This window comes from Telluria sp. LT2P80, assembly GCF_059685955.1.
Map to the genome: position 1 here is coordinate 70,334 of NZ_JCASIO010000009.1, position 19,056 is coordinate 89,389.

General features: G+C 62.1%; 20 protein-coding genes and 4 tRNA genes. 19 read left to right on the forward strand and 5 right to left on the reverse strand.

Annotated elements, in window-relative coordinates; all coding sequences use genetic code 11:
- Window positions 1-38 precede the first annotated feature (38 nt).
- Window positions 39-1,103: a GlxA family transcriptional regulator gene (locus tag AC56LW_RS20545; RefSeq protein WP_499637195.1), complete on the reverse strand. Its 1,065-nt coding sequence runs from the start codon at window positions 1,101-1,103 to the stop codon at window positions 39-41.
- Between the two features lie 104 nt (window positions 1,104-1,207).
- On the opposite strand from AC56LW_RS20545, the gene AC56LW_RS20550 reads away from it, so the two are divergent.
- Window positions 1,208-2,314, forward strand: coding sequence for an S-(hydroxymethyl)glutathione dehydrogenase/class III alcohol dehydrogenase (locus AC56LW_RS20550; protein ID WP_332531961.1), 1,107 nt, complete (start codon window positions 1,208-1,210; stop codon window positions 2,312-2,314).
- A gap of 19 nt (window positions 2,315-2,333) precedes the next feature.
- On the opposite strand, the gene AC56LW_RS20555 is transcribed toward AC56LW_RS20550, so the two are convergent.
- On the reverse strand, window positions 2,334-3,197 hold the full coding sequence (locus tag AC56LW_RS20555) for a LysR family transcriptional regulator (RefSeq protein WP_499637197.1): 864 nt from the start codon (window positions 3,195-3,197) through the stop codon (window positions 2,334-2,336).
- A 122-nt stretch (window positions 3,198-3,319) separates the two neighbouring features.
- On the opposite strand from AC56LW_RS20555, the gene AC56LW_RS20560 reads away from it, so the two are divergent.
- The 3 genes from AC56LW_RS20560 to AC56LW_RS20570 all read left to right on the forward strand — a co-directional run bounded on the left by AC56LW_RS20560 (window position 3,320) and on the right by AC56LW_RS20570 (window position 5,637).
- The gene (locus tag AC56LW_RS20560) at window positions 3,320-4,102 is read left to right on the forward strand and encodes a DODA-type extradiol aromatic ring-opening family dioxygenase (RefSeq protein ID WP_499637199.1); all 783 of its coding nucleotides are present in this window, start codon (window positions 3,320-3,322) and stop codon (window positions 4,100-4,102) included.
- Window positions 4,103-4,137: 35 nt separating this feature from the next.
- Window positions 4,138-4,566, forward strand: coding sequence for a DoxX family protein (locus AC56LW_RS20565; protein WP_499637201.1), 429 nt, complete (start codon window positions 4,138-4,140; stop codon window positions 4,564-4,566).
- Between the two features lie 219 nt (window positions 4,567-4,785).
- Window positions 4,786-5,637: a transposase gene (locus AC56LW_RS20570; RefSeq protein ID WP_499637203.1), complete on the forward strand. Its 852-nt coding sequence runs from the start codon at window positions 4,786-4,788 to the stop codon at window positions 5,635-5,637.
- A gap of 89 nt (window positions 5,638-5,726) precedes the next feature.
- Here AC56LW_RS20570 and ttcA read toward each other — a convergent pair whose 3' ends face one another.
- From ttcA to AC56LW_RS20585, 3 genes are read right to left on the reverse strand one after another with little or no spacing between them, the layout of a single operon-like run.
- Window positions 5,727-6,680 (reverse strand): tRNA 2-thiocytidine(32) synthetase TtcA, encoded by a 954-nt coding sequence (gene ttcA, locus AC56LW_RS20575; protein ID WP_499637204.1) that lies wholly within the window; start codon window positions 6,678-6,680, stop codon window positions 5,727-5,729.
- The gene (locus tag AC56LW_RS20580; protein WP_258837096.1) at window positions 6,677-7,075 is read right to left on the reverse strand and encodes a dihydroneopterin aldolase; all 399 of its coding nucleotides are present in this window, start codon (window positions 7,073-7,075) and stop codon (window positions 6,677-6,679) included. The genes ttcA and AC56LW_RS20580 overlap by 4 nt, the downstream gene beginning before the upstream one ends.
- Window positions 7,076-7,077: 2 nt before the next feature.
- Complete coding sequence (locus AC56LW_RS20585; protein WP_499637206.1) at window positions 7,078-7,914, reverse strand: SDR family oxidoreductase; 837 nt, start codon at window positions 7,912-7,914, stop codon at window positions 7,078-7,080.
- Between the two features lie 66 nt (window positions 7,915-7,980).
- Here AC56LW_RS20585 and AC56LW_RS20590 point away from each other — a divergent pair, with 66 nt between their 5' ends.
- The 15 genes from AC56LW_RS20590 to rplL all read left to right on the forward strand — a co-directional run bounded on the left by AC56LW_RS20590 (window position 7,981) and on the right by rplL (window position 19,055).
- Window positions 7,981-9,129, forward strand: a complete 1,149-nt coding sequence (locus AC56LW_RS20590) for a class I SAM-dependent methyltransferase (protein WP_499637208.1) — start codon at window positions 7,981-7,983, stop codon at window positions 9,127-9,129.
- Between the two features lie 133 nt (window positions 9,130-9,262).
- Complete coding sequence (locus AC56LW_RS20595; protein WP_499637210.1) at window positions 9,263-10,198, forward strand: J domain-containing protein; 936 nt, start codon at window positions 9,263-9,265, stop codon at window positions 10,196-10,198.
- Window positions 10,199-10,344: 146 nt separating this feature from the next.
- Window positions 10,345-11,997 (forward strand): response regulator, encoded by a 1,653-nt coding sequence (locus tag AC56LW_RS20600; protein WP_499637212.1) that lies wholly within the window; start codon window positions 10,345-10,347, stop codon window positions 11,995-11,997.
- 2 nt (window positions 11,998-11,999) lie between these two features.
- Window positions 12,000-13,535 carry an HDOD domain-containing protein gene (locus AC56LW_RS20605; RefSeq protein ID WP_499637214.1) on the forward strand — a complete coding sequence of 512 codons (1,536 nt, stop codon included), beginning with the start codon at window positions 12,000-12,002 and terminating at the stop codon, window positions 13,533-13,535.
- A 168-nt stretch (window positions 13,536-13,703) separates the two neighbouring features.
- Window positions 13,704-13,788, forward strand: a tRNA-Tyr gene (locus AC56LW_RS20610).
- A 36-nt stretch (window positions 13,789-13,824) separates the two neighbouring features.
- Window positions 13,825-13,898 (forward strand) — tRNA-Gly (locus AC56LW_RS20615).
- 39 nt (window positions 13,899-13,937) lie between these two features.
- A tRNA-Thr gene (locus AC56LW_RS20620) sits at window positions 13,938-14,012 on the forward strand.
- 86 nt (window positions 14,013-14,098) lie between these two features.
- A complete protein-coding gene (gene tuf / locus AC56LW_RS20625) occupies window positions 14,099-15,292 on the forward strand; it encodes an elongation factor Tu (RefSeq protein ID WP_183554297.1) in 1,194 nt (397 codons plus the stop codon).
- A gap of 102 nt (window positions 15,293-15,394) precedes the next feature.
- A tRNA-Trp gene (locus AC56LW_RS20630) sits at window positions 15,395-15,470 on the forward strand.
- Window positions 15,471-15,506: 36 nt separating this feature from the next.
- Complete coding sequence (secE, locus tag AC56LW_RS20635) at window positions 15,507-15,893, forward strand: preprotein translocase subunit SecE (RefSeq protein WP_183554440.1); 387 nt, start codon at window positions 15,507-15,509, stop codon at window positions 15,891-15,893.
- Between the two features lie 2 nt (window positions 15,894-15,895).
- On the forward strand, window positions 15,896-16,567 hold the full coding sequence (gene nusG, locus AC56LW_RS20640; RefSeq protein WP_499637216.1) for a transcription termination/antitermination protein NusG: 672 nt from the start codon (window positions 15,896-15,898) through the stop codon (window positions 16,565-16,567).
- Between the two features lie 113 nt (window positions 16,568-16,680).
- Window positions 16,681-17,112 carry a 50S ribosomal protein L11 gene (gene rplK / locus AC56LW_RS20645; protein ID WP_137172442.1) on the forward strand — a complete coding sequence of 144 codons (432 nt, stop codon included), beginning with the start codon at window positions 16,681-16,683 and terminating at the stop codon, window positions 17,110-17,112.
- Window positions 17,112-17,810 carry a 50S ribosomal protein L1 gene (gene rplA, locus AC56LW_RS20650; RefSeq protein ID WP_183554438.1) on the forward strand — a complete coding sequence of 233 codons (699 nt, stop codon included), beginning with the start codon at window positions 17,112-17,114 and terminating at the stop codon, window positions 17,808-17,810. The genes rplK and rplA overlap by 1 nt, the downstream gene beginning before the upstream one ends.
- Window positions 17,811-18,083: 273 nt before the next feature.
- The gene (rplJ, locus tag AC56LW_RS20655) at window positions 18,084-18,620 is read left to right on the forward strand and encodes a 50S ribosomal protein L10 (protein WP_183554436.1); all 537 of its coding nucleotides are present in this window, start codon (window positions 18,084-18,086) and stop codon (window positions 18,618-18,620) included.
- 60 nt (window positions 18,621-18,680) lie between these two features.
- Window positions 18,681-19,055, forward strand: coding sequence for a 50S ribosomal protein L7/L12 (rplL, locus tag AC56LW_RS20660; protein WP_183554434.1), 375 nt, complete (start codon window positions 18,681-18,683; stop codon window positions 19,053-19,055).
- The last annotated feature ends 1 nt before the right edge of the window (window position 19,056 follow it).

Below are 19,056 nucleotides of genomic sequence, written 5' to 3' on the forward strand. Positions count from 1 at the left end.
CAGCATGTGGTGGTTAAAAGCAGCGTAGCACGGGGCGGTCAGTTGTCGTGCACGTTGGCGGCGCGATCGGCCGCGACACCCGTAGTGGCGAAGCGTTCGCGATACACTTTCGGCGCAATCCCCAGCTTTTTCAGGAATACGCGGCGCATCTGCGCCTCGTCGCTGAAGCAGGCACGCGCCGCGACCGTCTTCAGCGGCAGCGTCACGTCGGCCAGCAACTGCGTGGCGCGCTCGAAGCGACAGGTTTCGATGAATTCCTGGGTGCTCATGCCCACCTCCTGCTGGAACACGCGGGCGACATGGCGCTCGCTCATCATTGCCTTGTCCGCCAATTGGGCGACCGACAGGCGCTCGTGCAGGTTGTCCAGGATCCAGGCCTGCAGCTCGCGGATCGTCGGTTTCGCCGTGCGCTCGCTGAGCAGGTGGGCGCTGAACTGTGACTGGCCGCCCGGGCGCTTCAGGTAGACGACCATCTCGGTGGCCACGTCCAGCGCCAGTGCACGGCCGAAGTCCTGTTCGACCAGCGCCAACGCCAGGTCCATGCCGGCCGTGACGCCGGCCGACGTCCAGACATTGCCGGAGCGGATGAAGATGGCGTCGGCATCGATGTCGATGGCCGGGAAATCGGCGTGCAGGCGATCGGCCACGCCCCAGTGCGTGGTGGCGCGTTTGCCGTCGAGCACGCCGGCGGCGGCCAGGAAGAAGGCGCCCGAGCACAGGGCGCTCAAGCGTTCGAGGCGCGGGGCGGCGTCGCGGATCCAGTCGATCAGGGCGGCGCTTTCGACCAGCGCCGCCTGGATGTGGCGCGCACCGACCACCATCGCGGTGTGGGGCAGGGCCAGCGTGTTGACTACCTTGGTGGCTTCGAGTGACATCAGGGTATCCGAGCGGATCGGCCCGGTCTTGAAGGACGCCACGCGCACATCGTAGCCGGCCGCCTTGCCTTGCCGCGCCAGGTGCAGATTGGCGTATTCGAACACCGACATGGGGCCGATTGCTTCCATCGCCTTGAAGCCGGGGTAGACGACGATGTCGACGGTGATGGTGTCCAGAGGTGGCGCAGAAGGCATCGGCAGGGCGGTCAGTGGCGAAGATCCGGTCATTATTGCACCAAATCCTGCCATTTCCGCCCGGGCGGCGCCGGTGGCCATGCCCGCGCCTGCAGAATGGCTGCATTCCATTTTTTACTCAGCCAGAGACCATCACCATGAAAACCAAAGCAGCCATTGCCTGGCGCGCCGGCGCGCCCTTGACCATCGAAGAAGTCGACCTGGAAGGCCCGCGCGAGGGCGAAGTACTGATTGAACTAAAAGCGACCGGCATCTGTCATACCGATTACTACACGTTGTCCGGCGCCGATCCCGAAGGCCTGTTCCCGGCGATCCTGGGCCATGAAGGCGCGGGCATCGTGGTCGATGTGGGCCCCGGCGTGACGACGTTGAAAAAGGACGATCACGTCATTCCGCTGTACACGCCGGAATGCCGCCAGTGCAAATTCTGCCTGTCGCAAAAGACGAACCTGTGCCAGGCGATCCGCAGTACGCAGGGCCGCGGCCTGATGCCGGATGCGACCAGCCGCTTTTCGCTCGATGGCAAGCCGCTGTTTCACTACATGGGCACGTCGACCTTCTCGAATTACATCGTGGTGCCGGAAATCGCGCTGGCGAAAATCCGTGAAGATGCCCCGTTCGACAAGGTCTGCTACATCGGTTGCGGCGTGACCACCGGCGTGGGCGCGGTGCTGTTTTCGGCCAAGGTCGAAGCGGGCGCCAACGTGGTCGTGTTCGGCCTGGGCGGCATCGGCCTGAACGTGATCCAGGCGGCGAAAATGGTGGGCGCCGACAAGATCATCGGTGTCGACATCAACCCGGCGCGCCAGGCCATGGCGCGCAAGTTCGGCATGACCCATTTCGTCAATCCGAAAGAGGTCGAGAATGTCGTCGATGCGATCGTGCAGATTACCGATGGCGGCGCCGACTACAGTTTCGAGTGCGTCGGCAACGTCAACACGATGCGCCAGGCACTTGAATGCACGCACAAGGGCTGGGGCAAGTCGTTCATCATCGGCGTGGCGGCTGCCGGCGAAGAAATCGCCACCCGCCCATTCCAGCTGGTGACGGGCCGCGAGTGGCGCGGTTCGGCCTTCGGCGGCGCGCGCGGCCGCACCGATGTGCCGAAGATCGTCGACTGGTATATGGAAGGCAAACTCAATATCGACGACCTGATCACGCACCGCCTGCCGCTCGAGCGCATCAACGAAGGATTCGACCTGATGAAGAGCGGCGAATCGATTCGCTCGGTGGTGCTGTACTGATGGCGTTGGCCGCGGTGGTTCAGGCCAGCGCGGCCACGACAAAGTCGACGAAGGTGCGCACCTTGGCCGACAGGTGCTTGCGGCTTGGATAGAGCGCATGGATGCCCAGCTCGGCTGACTCCCAGCCGGGCAGCACCTGCACGAGCCGCCCGGCCGCCAGATCCTCGCCCACGATAAAGTGCGGCTGGAACACGATGCCGGCCCCGGCGAGCGCCGCCAGGCGGATCATGTCACCATTGTCGGCTTTCATCGGGCCAGTCACCGGCACGATAACCTGTTCGCCTGCGGACTCGAGGCGCCAGTCGGCGCCACCCCCGCTCAATGAGTAGCTCAGGCACGTATGCCGGCTCAGATCGTGCGGCGTCTGCGGCGTGCCGTGCGCGGCCAGATAGGCTGGCGAGGCGCACACGATGCTGCGCGCGACGCCCAGCTTGCGTGCAATCAGATCCGACTGGGGCAGGGCGCCGATCCGGATCGCCACATCGAAGCCTTCTTCGACCAGGTCGACCTTGCGGTCGGACAGCGCAATATCGAGCTGCACCTGCGGATAGGCCTGGGTGTACGCACCGATGATGCTGCCCAGGCGATGCTGCGCGTAGGACAGCGGGATCGTCACGCGCAGCACGCCGCGCGGCAGCGTCGTCATCTGGCCGGCAATCTGCTCGGCCTCGTTCACATCCCCCAGAATTTGCACGCTGCGCTCGTGGAAGGCGCGGCCCGTTTCCGTCAGGCTCAGGCGCCGCGTGGTGCGGTTCAGCAGGCGCGTGCCCAAGTGCTCTTCCAGCTTTTGTACCTGCTTGGACACCATGGCGCGTGAGACGTCAAGCCGGAGCGCGGCAGCGGCGAAGCTGCCGCTATCGACCACGGCAACATAGGTTTTCATCGAGCCGAGCAAGTCCATTGGTCGGGATTGTCAATCAAAAGGAAATAGTCTAACCACGTTGCCCTGCTTTATCAACGACAGGGACATAGGTACCATGCATGCATCACTTAACGAGGTGCACCATGAACCTGCCCACGATCTTTGTCTCACACGGCTCGCCGATGCTTGCCCTGCAAGACAGCCCGGCACGCCGCTTCCTGCAGGGCCTGGGCCAGACATTGCCACGGCCGAGCGCGATTGCGGTCGTCTCGGCGCACTGGGAAACCGCTGGCGGCCCGGCCGTCTCGCTGGCCACCCAGCCGGAGACGATCCACGACTTTGGCGGCTTTCCGCAAACGCTGTTCGACATGCGCTATCCGGCGCCGGGTGCGCCTGCTGCTGCCGAACGCGCGGCGGCGCTGTTCGACGCGGCCGGTATCCCGGTCGGGCGCAGCGCGACACGGGGCCTGGACCATGGCGCGTGGGTTCCGCTCAGCCTGATGTATCCGGCCGCCGACGTGCCGGTCATGCAGATCTCGATCGTCCATGGCGCCAGCCCCGCGCTGCATCAGCAACTGGGCCTGGCGCTGCAGGCCTTGCGCCAGGAGGGCGTGCTGGTCATCGGCTCGGGATCGCTGACGCACAACCTGTATGAAATCCGCGGGCACAGCGCCGCTGCGCCGCCGCCAGCCTGGGTCAGCGACTTCGGCACATGGATGCGCGATCGGCTGATCGCGAATGACCGCGCCGCCCTGCTGGACTACCGCCAGCTGGCGCCGATGGCTGCAAAAAACCATCCGACCGAAGAACATCTGCTGCCGCTGTTCGTGGCAATGGGCGCGGCCGGCCCGGATGCCAGGGCGTCCGTGCTGCACACGAGTGTCGAACATGGCGTGCTCGCCATGGATGCCTACGCGTTCAATTAATCATTTACCTTGTTTTCATTCACGAAAGAACGATCATGCAAACCACTTCCACACAACTGAATAACAATACCAACGACGCTGGCAAGCTGGTGCTGCGCGTCGCCCTGGCCGCGATGCTGCTGTTCCACGGCGTTGCCAAACTGAGCGGCGGCATTGGTTTTGTTGCCGACATGCTGGCCAAAGCCGGCTTGCCTGCAGTGTTTGGTTATGGGGTATACATCGGCGAAGTCGTCGCACCGCTGCTCATCCTGGTCGGCCTGTTCACGCGTCCTGCCGCGCTGATCGTGGCCATCAACATGATCGTCGCCGTGCTGCTGGCACACACGAGCCAGTTCTTCACGCTCAACGAGACCGGCGGCTGGGCGCTGGAATTGCAGGGGATGTTCTTCTTTGCCGCAGTGGCGGTCGCACTGCTGGGGGCGGGGCGTTACAGCATCGGTGGCGCCAACGGCCGCTGGAACTGAATCGGGCTGCATCCAAAGCCGGGGTCAGGTCTGACATTCGGACACGACCTCGGCTTTACTCGGATCAAAGCCGGGGTCAGGTCTGACATTTGCGGATCAAAGCCGGGGTCAGGTCTGACATTTGGACACGACCTCAGCGCTAGTCAAATGACCTCCCTGGCGTCCTCGAATGCTGAGCAATCTCAGCGCCAGCGATCCCGCATCCGGTAGCGTGGCCGGATGACACGACCACTCAGACTCGACTTTCCCGGTGCGCTGTACCACGTGACGTCGCGCGGTAATCGGCGTAACACGATCTATCGCGATGAAGCCGATCGCCGAATTTGGTTGGAGGTTCTTGCGAAGGTGTGTGAACGCCACCACTGCGTGATCCATAGCTTTTGCCAGATGACCAATCACTACCATCTGCTGATCGAAACGGCCGAAGCAAATCTTCCGCAATGCATACGTCAACTCAACGGGTCGTATTCGCAGCATGTCAACAGACGGCATCATCTCGTTGGCCACCTGTTTCAAGGGCGCTACAAGGCGATCCTGGTGCAGAAGGAAAGTTATCTTCTGGAAGTGTCCCGGTACATCGTGTTGAATCCACTACGTGCACATGTTGTCGAAGCACTGGATCAATGGCGATGGAGCAGTCATCGCTATTTCGTTGAGGATGAAACGCCGCCTGAATGGTTGGCGCGAGATCGGCTCCTGGAGCGCTTCGGTGACACACGCACCAGCGCCATTGAGGCATATCAGGCGTTTGTACTGGCAGGTGTCGGACAAGCAAATCCGCTGGACGCCACCCGCCATCAAATCCTTCTGGGGGATGAAGTTTTCGTATCGGCGCACCAGCAGATGCAGCGATCTGAGGCGCTCATGGAAACCAAGCGGGCGACGCGGCGCGCAGTGGCGCTTCCCTTGGCTGACTATCAGAACACCTATCCCGCCAGGGATGAGGCGATGGCGCGCGCGTATCGATCGACCGCCTATACCATGCCGCAGATTGCGATCGCTTTTGGCGTCTCGACCAAAACGGTCAGCCGGGCGGTTGCTGCTTTCGAGAAAGCGAAACCGCATGCTTAGTGCTGAGGCCGTGTCCGAATGTCAGACCTGACCCCGGCTTTGACGTTGAGGCCGTGTCCAAATGTCAGACCTGACCCCGGCTTTGACAATTACAGCTGCGTCAACGAAATCGTCCCCGTTACCGGCGTCGAACACGGCTCTTCATCAAACGCGATATCTCCCAGCGGATTGGCCACGCCATCCGTCTTCAGATCCGCGAAGCCAAACATATTGCGGTCCATCAGATGCGATGGCACCACGGTCGACAGTGACGAGAAGATGCTTTCCACGCGCCCCGGATGTTTCTTCTCCCACTCGCGCAGCATGTTCTTGATCTGCTTGCGCTGCAGGTTCTCTTGCGAGCCGCACAGGTCGCACGGGATGATCGGGAAGCCTTTTACCTCAGCATAGCGCTCGGTATCAGCCTCTTTCACATATGCCATTGGGCGGATCACCATGTGCTTGCCATCGTCCGACACCAGCTTGGCCGGCATCCCCTTCAGCTTCCCGCCGAAGAACATGTTCAGGAAGAAGGTTTCGAGGATGTCGTCGCGGTGGTGGCCCAGCGCGATCTTGTTGCAGCCCAGCTCATCGGCCACGCGGTACAGGATGCCGCGCCGCAGCCGGGAGCACAGCGAGCAGGTGGTCTTGCCTTCCGGGATCAGGCGCTTGACGATGCTGTAGGTGTCCTGGTTTTCGATGTGGTAGTCCACGCCGAGCTTGTCCAGGTAGGCCGGCAGGATGTCGGCCGGGAAGTTCGGCTGCTTCTGGTCGAGGTTGACCGCGACGATGTCGAAGTGGATCGGCGCGCGTTCGCGCAGCGTCAGGAGGATGTCCAGCAGCGCGTAGCTGTCCTTGCCGCCCGACAGGCACACCATCACCTTGTCGCCGTCTTCGATCATGTTGAAGTCGCCGATGGCCTGGCCGACCTGGCGGCACAGGCGCTTGTGCAGCTTGTGGTTTTCGTGGGCGATCTTTTCCTGCTTCCTGGCGTCGATCACGGGGGCGGCCTCGCCCAGCGGAAAATCGGCCTCGGTCAGGCGCTCGATAACGGTTTCGTTCATGCTTCGTCCTTGATACGGAATACTTCGACACCGACGCCTTCGCAATCGGCATACACGTCAGGTTTCATCGTCGACACGCCCGCCGCGCGCACGCGCGGATGGGCCAGCATGGCCTCGACCATGTCGTCGCACAGTGTTTCTTGCAGGTGGATATGGCCCTTCGAAATGCGCTGGGCCACCGTCTCGCGCATGAAGTCGTAATCGACCACTTCGGCCAATTGATCGGCCTTTGGCGTCGACATCTCGAGCGGAATGTACAGCTCAACATTGATCAGCACACGTTGCTCGCCCTTCTTTTCGAAATCGTGCACGCCGATATTGATCATCACTTCGTAATTGCGCAGGAACAGCCGGCGGCAATTGCGCAAGCTCGGGTGGGACAGGGCGGACAACATGGTTAAGCCTTTTGGATAGATGATTCGGTGCTGCGGTTGTTGGGGTCGTCGCTGCGCGGTTCGGTCAGGAACATGACGTCGCGCGTCGATGGCGTCAGGTGCTGGCCGCCATCGACCAGCAGGGTCGTGCCCGTCAGCGCGCGGGCGCCCGCTGCGTAGACGACCGCGTCGGCAATGTCCTGCGGTGTCGAGGAGCGCCCCAGCGGCGTGGCGCGGTGCGCCTGCGTAAAACCGTCCTCGCTCTGCTCGCCCGAGACCAGCGTGATGCCGGGCGCCACGCCCACCACGCGCACGGTCGGCGCCAGCGCTTGCGCCAGCATCGTGGTAGCTGCGTGCAGCGCTGCCTTGGACAAGGTGTACGACAGAAAATCCGGGTTGAGATTGTACAGTTTCTGGTCGAGCAGGTTGATGATCACGGCTTGCTCGCCTTGCGGCGTGGCCGCATGCAGCGCCTGCGCCAGCAGCAGTGGCGCTGTGACATTCGCGGCCATATGCGCGTTCAACAGAGTCGGCGAAAAGTCGGTGGCGCTGTCGTATTCGAACAACGACGCGTTGTTCACGATACACGTCAACGTGCCGAGCGCGTCGATGGCGCGGCCCGCCAGCAGGCGCACGGCAGCATCGTCGGCCAGGTCGCACTGCAGCAGAACGGCGCGCCGGCCCAGCGCCACGATGGCGTCGCGGGTGGCGATGGCATCCTGTTCGGAATGGCGGTAGTGCAGCGCGAGATCCCAGCCAGCCCGGGCCAGGCCCAGCGCAATGGCGCGCCCGAGACGGCGGCCGGCGCCGGTCACCAGCGCAACCCGGGGCAGGGCGGTTGGAACTGTGTCGGTCATCATGGGTGATCAAGCCTGAACATCAGGCAGTAAATTGTTGATAAAAGCGAATCTGGCTACAATGCCGGCATGTCCCTGCCCGCCCCCGACCACGACGCCCTTGCCGCGTCCCACGCCCTGCAACAGCGCATCGCTGACGAGATCGAACAATCCGGTGGGCAGATCGCGTTTTCGCGGTTCATGGAACTGGCGCTGTACGCGCCGCGCCTCGGGTATTACAGCGGCGGCGCTGCCAAGCTCGGCGCCGAGGGCGATTTCATCACCGCGCCCGAGATGACGCCGCTGTTCGGGGCAACGGTGGCGCGCGTGGCAGCCGCTATTATCGCCCAAAGCGCGCCCGACATCATCGAGTTCGGCGCCGGCACCGGTCGCCTGGCGCGCGATGTGCTGGCTGCGCTGGCGCGCCAGGGCGTGGTCGTCAACTCGTACACGATCATCGAATTGTCGGGCGAGCTGCGTGCGCGCCAGAAGGCCAACCTGGCCGATCTGCCGCAGGTACGCTGGCAGGACGCCATGCCGGAGCACTTCAGCGGCGTGGTGCTGGCCAATGAAGTGCTCGATGCGATGCCGGTCGAGCTGGTGATCCGCACCCGGGATGGCTGGCGCCGCCAGATGGTCACGATCGAGGATGGCGCATTCGCGTTTGTCCAGGCGCCGCTTGATGCCGCCCTGCACGAGCAACTGGTGCGCCAGGTGCCCGACCATGAACAGATGATCGAAGGCTATGTCACCGAGCTGCACCCGGTCGGCGCCGGCTTCATGGGCTCGCTGGCGACGATGTTCGCGGGTGGCCGCGGCGCGGCAATCCTGTTCGACTACGGTTTCCCGGCCCACGAGTACTACCTCGATCAGCGCATCGGCGGCACCCTGATGTGCCACTACCGCCATCACGCGCACCCCGATCCGTTCTATCTGCCGGGCCTGCAGGACATTACGGCCCACGTCGATTTCACGGCGATGGCGCTGGCGGCCCAGGATGCCGGCCTGCCGGTGCTGGCCTACATGAGCCAGGCCGCGTTCCTTATCGGTGGCGGGATCGGTGAATTGTTGCTTGAAAACAACCCTGAGGATGCACTGCGCTTCCTGCCACAGTCGCGCGCCGTGCAAAAGCTCGTCTCACCAGCGGAAATGGGCGAATTATTCAAGGTGCTGGTGGTCGGGCAGGCTGTAACATTGCCCCATGCAATCGTCCAGGCCGACCGCAGTCATCGCCTGTGACAATTGTGATATCTTGCACAACGGACACAATTGCGTCTAAGCTGTACGACATTCCAGTGCCAGGGTCCGGCCATCCGCCTCGGCCGAGGACGTAGCATCAATGGCAGGCATCAGCGGGCAGATTTGACACACCATGGCCAAGATTCACACACACTATGACAACCTGAAGGTGTCGCGTCACGCGCCCCAGGAAGTCATTCGTGCATCGTACAAGGCGCTGAGCCAGAAATACCATCCCGACAAGAATCCGGGCGACGAAAAGGCCGCCCGCATCATGGCCGTCGTCAATTCGGCCTACAACGTCCTGGCCGATCCGGTGCGCCGCAAGGAGCATGACGAGTGGATTGCATCCGAAGAATGGGAAGTCGAGTGGCTGGAAAGCTCGAACGCCAAGGACGGCCAGTCGCGCAAGGGCGGTGACGCGGGCGACGCCCCGTCAGCCCACAAGCCGCGCCGTGCGCGCCTCATGCGCGATCCGCGCTGGTGGCTGGGCCTGACCACCTGCTTCGTGGCCGGCGCCGCCACTGCCGTCCTGCTCATCGGGCAACCGGGCATGATGCCCGGCGCGCTGGCCTGGAGCGGTGTGCAAAAGCCCGTGAGCGTGCTGGCCAGCACGCCGCCGGCCGCAGCGACGCCTGCAACCGCACCCGCCGAGCCCGCGCCCGCGCCGGATACCTGGGCCGGCCGTGGTACGCCTGCCGTTCGCACACTCGGCATCGCCCAGCTGGTGGTGCCTGACCGCGTGCCCGATTGCAGCACCGACCTGCAAACCCTGACGGCGCCAGGCGGCGAGCCGTGGCCAGCCGAGTCGGCCTATCTGCCGGGCTACCCGGTGGGGAACGAGGGCGCCGGGATGCAGGTGACGATCGACAATAGCGCGAACGCGTCGCCGGTGTTCGTCAAGCTGTACGACCTGGAGCGCCGCGCGAACGTGCGCCACGCCTTCGTGCAGCCGCGTGCGACGTTCACGCTCGACAGGCTGACGCCCGGCAAGTACGAGGTGCACTACCAGAACGTCGTCGTCGGCGCCGGCAAGGGCGAGTGCGACAGCCGCCAGCCCGCTCCGTAAGTTGTCGTTTTTTATGTGCCGTGCCTGCTTGCGGCACAGCGCATCATGCCAATTTCATTTAATTCGTTCTGCGCCGTAATATACTGGGTCGATACTGCGTGCCCATGCAGCCGCCCCACGCCCAACGCAGGCCAACACGGACCACAATGAACGAACTGGAAGGCCTGACGGCCCTGATCATCGAGCCCCACGCAGGGATGCGTGCCAGCATCCACAGCATGCTCACGCTGTGCGGCCTGAACCGGATCGAGCACGCCAGCACGTCCAACCAGGCGATCAAGCACCTGGGCCTGCGCCAGTTCGACCTCGTCCTGTGCGAATACGACCTCGAAGGCGGCCAGGATGGCCAGCAGTTGCTCGAAGACCTGCGCCACCACAAGCTGATGCGCCTGGCCACGATGTTCTTCATGGTCACCGCAGAAGGCAACCACAGCAAGGTGGTCAGCGCGGCCGAGCTCGCGCCGACCGACTACGTCCTCAAGCCGTTCACTGCCGATCGCCTGCTCGAGCGCATCGGGCGCGCACTCGAAAAGCGCAATGCCTTCCTTCCCGTGTACACGCTGATGGAGGCGGGCGACCAGGTGGAGGCGGTTGCTGCCTGTATCGAGGGCCAGCGCCTGCACACGCGCTACGCCATTGATTTTTTGCGTCTGCGCGCCGAGCTGCACATGTTCCTGGGGCAGGCCGAGCTGGCCGAGCCGATCTACCGGCACCTGGTCGAGATCAAGGCGATTGCCTGGGCCCGGCTGGGGCTGGCCAAGACGCTGTTCGTGCGCAAGCGCCTGGCCGAAGCCAAGGAAATCCTCGAAGAGCTGGTTGACACCAACCGCAATTTCGTCGACGCCTTCGACTGGCTGGCGCGCACCCACGCCGCGGCTGGCGAGCTCGACAAAGCGCAGGCCGTGCTCGCCGACGCCGTGGCCGTCTCGCCCCATGCGGTGCGGCGCCTGCGCACGCTGGCCGACATCGCCTTCGACGCAGGCGACATCGACACTGCCGAAAAGTCGCTGCGCCAGGTGGTGGGCAAGGCCAAGTATTCCGAGTTCCGCGATCCCGAAGACCACGTCAAGCTGGTGCGCACGCTGGTGGGCAAGGGCGATCCGGTGGGCGCAGCGGCGGTGGTGCGCGATCTCGACCGCACGATGGGCGGGCGCGCCACGACGGTCCTGTGCAGCGCGGTAGCCTCGGCCCTGGTGCACGAATACACCGGCAACGACGTGCGCCTGGGCGAATCATTGACCACGGCGGTGGCGGCCTGCCAGGATGCGCCGGGCGTGTCGGTCGACATCAAGCTCGAGCTCGCCCGCACATGCCTCGACCATGGCATGGAAGAGGGCGCCTGCTCGGTCGTGCGCGACGTGATGCGCAATGCCGGCGACGAGGCCGTGATGGCGCGCGCGATAGGCGTGATGGAAAGCGCGGGCAAGGGCGAACTGGCCCGCTCGATGGTCAAGGAAAGCCGCCAGCACGTGGTCGACCTGGTCGCCAGCGGCGCCGCGCGCGCCAAGAGCGGCGATTACCGGGGCGCGGTCACGCTGATGCTCGAGGCGGCGCACAAACTGCCGAACAATCCGTCGGTGGCGTTCAATGCTGCGCTCGCGGTGCTGCGCTGCCTGGAAGCAGGCGGCTGGGACGAGCGGCTTGGTGGCCAGGTACCGATCCTGATCGCCAATGTGCGCAAGCTCGACCCGCTCAATCCCAAGCTGCCGGCGCTGGCCGCGCTGTTCCAGCAAGTGCTCAAGCAGTACGACCAGGGCGTGCGCCAGGGGCTGCGCATGCCCGCGCCCAAGGCGGACTGACGATGGCCGACCTTCCCCACGGTGCCCAGAGCCACTCCGCGTCGGGCCGGGTGCGCGATGCGCTGATGCGCAAGCTGAGCGGCACCGAGCGCATGTTCAGTCTTGGCGGCACCATGACACGCGTGATCAGCATGGGCTACAGCGTCGACGAGGGCTCGGCCGACCTCGCGTATTACGTGATGGCCGACGTGGCGCTGACCCAGCGCATCCTGCGCCTGTCGAACACGGTGGCGTACCGCACGCAGCTGGGCGCGCCGGTGACGACGATCTCGCGCGCCATCTCCCTGCTCGGCTTTGACAATGTGCGCGCCGCCGCGCTGGCGATGCTGCTGGTCGACGCGCTCGACGTGGCCGAGCACGGCGTGCGGGTCGAACTCCAGGCGGCGTTGTGCGCCAGCCTGGTGGGCCAGGAAATGGCGCACCGCAGCCCCCATCCGGGCGCCGAAGAAGCGGGGATCTGCGCGCTGTTCAAGAATCTGGGGCCGATGCTGCTGGCCAGCCACGAGCCGGAGCGCTACCGCGAGATCGCGGCTCTGGTCGCCACTGGCAAGCACTCCCATGCGCAGGCGTCGCGCCTGATCCTGGGCTGCACCTTCGAGATCCTGTCCGAGGCCGTGCTGCGCGAATGGCAATTGCCCGCGCTGATTATCGACGCCCAGGCCCCGCCGGCACCCGGCACGCTCGCGGTCGCGCCGGAGCGCGCCGAGTGGATGCGCCAGGTGGCCGCATTCAGCCAGGACGTGGCGCGCCTGATGGGCCATCACCATGATCCGGCCAATTCGCCCGAAGCCGGGGTGCTGCTGGCACGCTACGGCGTGGCGCTCGGGCTCGACATGCCCGGGCTGGCAGCGCTGTTCGACACCGTCCAGGAAAGCATGAACGGCATGCTGCAGAGCATGAACATGGAGCGCGCCCCCAAGACCGATCCGAAGGCCGGCAGCAGCCTGCCGAATGTGCTGGCGCTGGCGATGCTGGACGCAGGCGAGGCCGACGACGGCGAGTTCTACCCCAGTGGCAAGCCGAAGAATGCGCGCGACCTGCTGCTGGCCGGTGTGCAGGATGTGTCGGTGCTGGGGGGATCTGCTACGAGCGCCAATGACGTCATCATGGCCGTGCTCGAAACGCTGCACGGCGCGCTGGGCTTTCGCTTCGCAACCATTTGCCTGCGCGACGGCCGGACCGGCACCTTCCGGGCGCGCGCGTCGCTGGGGGAGAACAAGGCCGAGCTGCAGGCCGGCTTCACGTTCCCGTGCGCGTTCACACGCGACCTGTTCCACCTGGCGCTGGAAAACAATGCCGACATGATGATCCCGGATGCCTTCAGCCCGAAGATCCGCGATCTGCTGCCGGCCTGGTACAAGACGCTGCTGCCGGACGCCGAGAGTTTCATCGTGCTGCCGCTGGTGGTGGGCAAGGCGCAGCTGGGGCTGTTCTACGCGGACCGCATCTTCACGGCGCCCGAAGGCGTGCCGCCGGACGAGACGGCGCTGATCAAGGCGCTCAAGGCGCAGGTGCTGGCCGCACTGGCGCCGGCTTGACGAACAAACCAAGTTTTTTTCATGCCGCGCAAAATGACCCTTGCGGCTTTAGAGTCGGACCGTTACAATCACGCCCCGAAGCAACGCTGTCAGGCGAAGTGGAAAAACCTTCTACCCAAACCTGATTGACAGTACGTTGAGCTTGCTTCATACTCTGCGGTTCTTCGCGGTGGGGTGGCCGAGTGGTTAAAGGCAGCAGACTGTAAATCTGCCCTCTCTGAGTACGCTGGTTCGAATCCAGCCCCCACCACCAAAAGAAGATCGTGAAGTCGAATTGAAGTTGTACCTCGCGGGTGTAGCTCAATGGTAGAGCAGAAGCCTTCCAAGCTTACGACGAGGGTTCGATTCCCTTCACCCGCTCCAGTGTTTTGCGGTGTGCAAGTTGAACATCGCACCAAATCAGCCCTTGTAGCTCAGTGGTAGAGCACTCCCTTGGTAAGGGAGAGGCCACGTGTTCAATCCACGTCAAGGGCACCAGAATTTTGTACGGCAGTCGCGTTGCACTCGTCCGTCAGGTGTGCCTGGTAATTCTCAAAAATATCGTTAGATCTTAGGAGTCTGAAATGGCAAAAGGTAAATTCGAACGGACCAAGCCGCACGTAAACGTCGGCACCATCGGTCACGTTGACCACGGCAAAACCACGCTGACGGCTGCAATCGCGACCGTCCTGTCGAAGAAATTCGGCGGCGAAGCCAAGGCCTACGACCAGATCGACGCGGCACCAGAAGAAAAAGCACGCGGCATCACCATCAACACCGCGCACGTCGAGTACGAGACCGAAAACCGTCACTACGCTCACGTTGACTGCCCAGGCCACGCCGACTACATCAAGAACATGATTACCGGTGCTGCGCAGATGGACGGCGCGATCCTGGTGTGCTCGGCCGCTGACGGCCCAATGCCACAGACCCGCGAGCACATCCTGCTGGCCCGTCAAGTTGGCGTTCCATACATCATCGTGTTCCTGAACAAGTGCGACCTGGTCGACGACGCAGAACTGCTGGAACTGGTCGAAATGGAAGTGCGTGAGCTTCTGTCGAAGTACGAGTTCCCAGGCGACGACGTCCCAATCATCAAGGGTTCGGCACGTATGGCCCTCGAAGGCAAGCCGGGCGAAATGGGTGAAGAATGCATCACCCGTCTGGCCGAAGCACTGGACACCTACATCCCAACGCCAGAGCGCGCTGTTGATGGCGCGTTCCTGATGCCAGTGGAAGACGTGTTCTCGATCTCGGGTCGCGGTACCGTTGTGACCGGTCGTGTCGAGCGCGGCGTTGTTAAAGTCGGCGAAGAAATCGAAATCGTCGGCATCATCGACACCGTCAAGACCACTTGCACCGGCGTGGAAATGTTCCGCAAGCTGCTGGACCAGGGCCAAGCTGGCGACAACGTCGGCCTGCTGCTGCGCGGTACCAAGCGTGAAGATGTCCAGCGTGGTCAAGTCCTGGCAAAGCCAGGTTCGATCAAGCCGCACAACCACTTCACCGGCGAGATCTACGTTCTGTCGAAAGACGAAGGCGGTCGTCACACTCCGTTCTTCAACAACTATCGTCCACAGTTCTACTTCCGTACGACTGACGTGACTGGTTCGATCGAGCTGCCAGCAGACAAAGAAATGGTCATGCCAGGCGACAACGTGTCGATCACCGTCAAGCTGATCAACCCGATCGCGATGGAAGAAGGTCTGCGTTTCGCAATCCGTGAAGGCGGCCGTACTGTCGGCGCCGGCGTGGTCGCAAAGATTCTGCCTAACTAAGCAGAGCAGAGGGAAACGGAAGTCATTTCCGTTTCCCTCGAACAGCATTGTCAGTGAGCGCGCGCTTGCTGTATAATGCTGGATTCAGCTGGAAGTTTTCGTAGGGGTGTAGCTCAATTGGCAGAGCGTCGGTCTCCAAAACCGAAGGTCGCGGGTTCGATTCCCTCCGCCCCTGCCACCGAATTCTGGTGCCAGGCACCGAAAGTAAAGAAGAATGTCTAATCAATCCGTGCAAACTGTCAGCACCTCGAATGACAAGTTCAAGGTCGCGCTGGCGGTGGTTGCAGCGATTGCAGGCGTCGTCGGGTTCTTTTACCTGACAGGCCAGAACAAACCAGCCTTGGTCGCCGCAGGCGCCCTTTTGGCTGGTTTAGTTTTTGCTGTCCTGCTTTTGTGGACTTCCACCACCGGCCGTGATTTCCTGAGCTTTGCCAAGGAATCGGTGCGCGAGACCAAGAAGGTCGTTTGGCCGACCCGCCGCGAAGCCTTGCAGATCACCGGCATCGTGTTTGCCTTCGTGGTTGTGATGGCGATTTTCCTGTGGGGCACCGACAAGATTCTCGAGCTCCTGTTGTACGACTTTGTCCTGGGTTGGAAATAAACATGAGCGAAAACGTACAAGAAGATACCGCGCCGGAAGAAATTCCGGCGGCTGGCGTCCCGGCGGCCGGCGTCCCGGCAGCCGATGCTCCAGAGCAGGAAGCAGCACCGGAAGCAGCTGCACCCGTGAGTGTCCCGGTCAGCAACAAGCGCTGGTACGTCGTTCACGTCTACTCGGGTATGGAAAAGAGCGTGATGCGCGCCCTGACCGAGCGGATCGAACGTGGCGGCATGCAAGAACAGTTTGGCCAGATCCTGGTGCCAACCGAGGAAGTTGTCGAGATGCGCAACGGCACCAAGGCCGTTACCGAGCGCCGCTTCTTCCCGGGTTACGTGCTGGTTGAGATGGAAATGACCGACGAAACCTGGCACCTGGTGAAAAACACCAGCAAGGTCACCGGTTTCATCGGCGGCAAGTCGAACAAGCCTACCCCGATTCCGGCGCGCGAGATCGACAAGATCATGCAGCAGGTCCAGGAAGGTGTCGAGAAGCCTCGGCCAAAGACGCTGTACGAAGTGGGCGAACAGGTCCGTATCAAGGAAGGCCCGTTCACCGATTTCAACGGCAACGTCGAAGAAGTCAATTACGAAAAGTCGAAGGTGCGAGTTTCTGTTACCATCTTCGGCCGCGCAACTCCGGTGGAACTGGAGTTCGGGCAAGTCGAGAAAGTCTAAACGCGTTAATCGGAGCGTCGCAGCAGGTAGGCGGAATCCGGTAAGAGGAGCCCCGCCGGAGACGAGTAGTCGCGGTGGGGCGCTACTACTCAAGTCAAAGATAGGAGCCTTTCATGGCAAAGAAAATCATTGGCTTTATCAAGCTGCAAGTTCCAGCTGGTAAAGCAAACCCATCCCCACCGATCGGTCCAGCACTGGGTCAGCGCGGTCTGAACATCATGGAATTCTGCAAGGCGTTCAACGCCCAGACCCAGGGTGTCGAGCCAGGCATGCCAATCCCGGTCGTGATCACCGCGTTCGCCGACAAGTCGTTCACCTTCGTGATGAAGACCCCACCGGCAACGTACCTGATCAAGAAAGCCGCTGGCATCACCAAGGGTTCGGCCAAGCCGCATACCGACAAGGTTGCATCGCTGACCCGCGCTCAAGCTGAAGAAATCGCAAAAACCAAGCAGCCGGACCTGACCGCCGCCGACATGGACGCAGCAGTGCGTATCATCGCTGGCTCGGCACGTTCGATGGGCATCACGGTGGAGGGTCTGTAATGGCTAAGCTGTCCAAACGCGTCAAAGCTATCAAAGCTAAAGTAGACCGCAATAAAGTCTACGCCTTCGACAACGGTCTGTCGCTGGTCAAAGAATTCGCCACTGCCAAGTTCAACGAGTCGATCGACGTCTCGGTGCAACTGGGCGTGGACCCAAAGAAGTCGGACCAAGTGGTTCGCGGTTCGGTCGTGCTGCCAGCAGGCACCGGCAAGACCGTGCGCGTTGCTGTGTTCGCAACAGGCGAGAAGGCTGAAGCTGCACGTGCAGCCGGCGCCGACATCGTCGGTATGGAAGACCTGGCCGAGCGCGTCAAAGCCGGCGACATGCCTTTCGATATCGTCATCGCGTCGCCAGACACCATGCGTATCGTCGGTACCCTGGGTCAGATCCTGGGCCCACGTGGCCTGATGCCTAACCCGAAAGTCGGCACCGTGACCCCAGACGTCGCAACCGCCGTCAAGAACGCCAAAGCCGGTCAGGTCCAGTACCGTACCGACAAGGCAGGTATCGTTCACGCAACGATCGGCCGTGCATCGTTCACCGACGAAGATCTGAAGAGCAACCTGGTTGCCCTGATCGACGCCCTGAACAAAGCCAAGCCAACCACGTCGAAAGGTGTGTACCTGCGCAAGGTCGCCCTGTCGTCGACGATGGGTGCTGGCGTGCGCATCGATCACGCTTCGATCGCTGCTGCTTAATCAGCAAATTCAAGTCCTCGCGCCGTTGGTGCGGGGCGATTCTTTGGGCTGTCGCAGTAACTGATCGCTGCGGCAGACAATCAAAGACCGTTGGGCCAAGTGCAGAGGTTGGGCATGCGGTTAAAAGACAACCCAACGCAGATGGTGTACCCGAACAAGTTTTGTAGTCCAGCTGCGTGAATTCATCCGCTCAGTTTAAGGCTTCTTAACTTCGGACGCCGTGTGTTCGAACCGATGTGAACATCTCGTTCTCATCATTTAAGGAGATTGACCGTGGGTCTTAATCTGAATGACAAAAAGGCCGTCGTCGAAGAAGTTTCCGCAAAAGTAGCATCTGCGCAAACCATCGTCGTCGCCGAGTACCGTGGCATCCAGGTTAGTCACTTGACCAAGCTCCGTGCATCCGCACGTGCCCAGGGCGTGTACCTGCGTGTTCTGAAGAACACGCTGGCTCGTCGCTCTGTTGAAGGCACGCAGTTTGCCTCGCTGGCTGATTCCATGACCGGTCCGCTGATCTATTCGATCTCGGACGATGCCGTTGCAGCAGCTAAAGTCATCAATGACTTCGCTAAAACCAACGACAAGCTGGTCATCAAAGCCGGTAACTACGCAGGTAAGCAGCTCGACGTAGCTGGCGTTACCTCGTTGGCAAGCATCCCATCCCGTGAAGTTCTCATCTCGCAGCTGTTGGGCGTCATGTTGGCTCCGGTGTCGGGCTTTGCACGTGGTCTGGCTGCCCTGGCAGCGAAAAAAGGCGAAGGTTCTTCCGAAGCAGCTCCGGCCGCAGAAGAAGCTCCTGCAGAAGCGTAAGCTTCCCTTTTTTTTCAAGTACCAACCTGAACTACATACAAATCAAAACTGGAGTTTCAAATGGCAATTAGCAAAGACGATATCCTGAACGCAGTGAGCGAAATGTCCGTCATGGACCTGAACGAACTGGTCAAGGCATTCGAAGAGAAGTTCGGCGTGTCGGCAGCTGCAATGGCAGCTCCTGCAGCCGGTGGTGGCGCTGGCGCCGCTGCTGCTGAAGAGCAGACCGAGTTCAACGTTGTTCTGACCGAAATCGGCGCGAACAAAGTCGGCGTCATCAAGGCAGTCCGTGAAATCACCGGTCTGGGCCTGAAAGAAGCCAAAGACGTCGTCGACGGCGCTCCTAAGACGGTCAAAGAAGCCCTGCCAAAAGCAGAAGCTGAAGCCGCCAAGAAGAAGCTGGAAGATGCAGGCGCCAAGGCTGAACTGAAGTAAT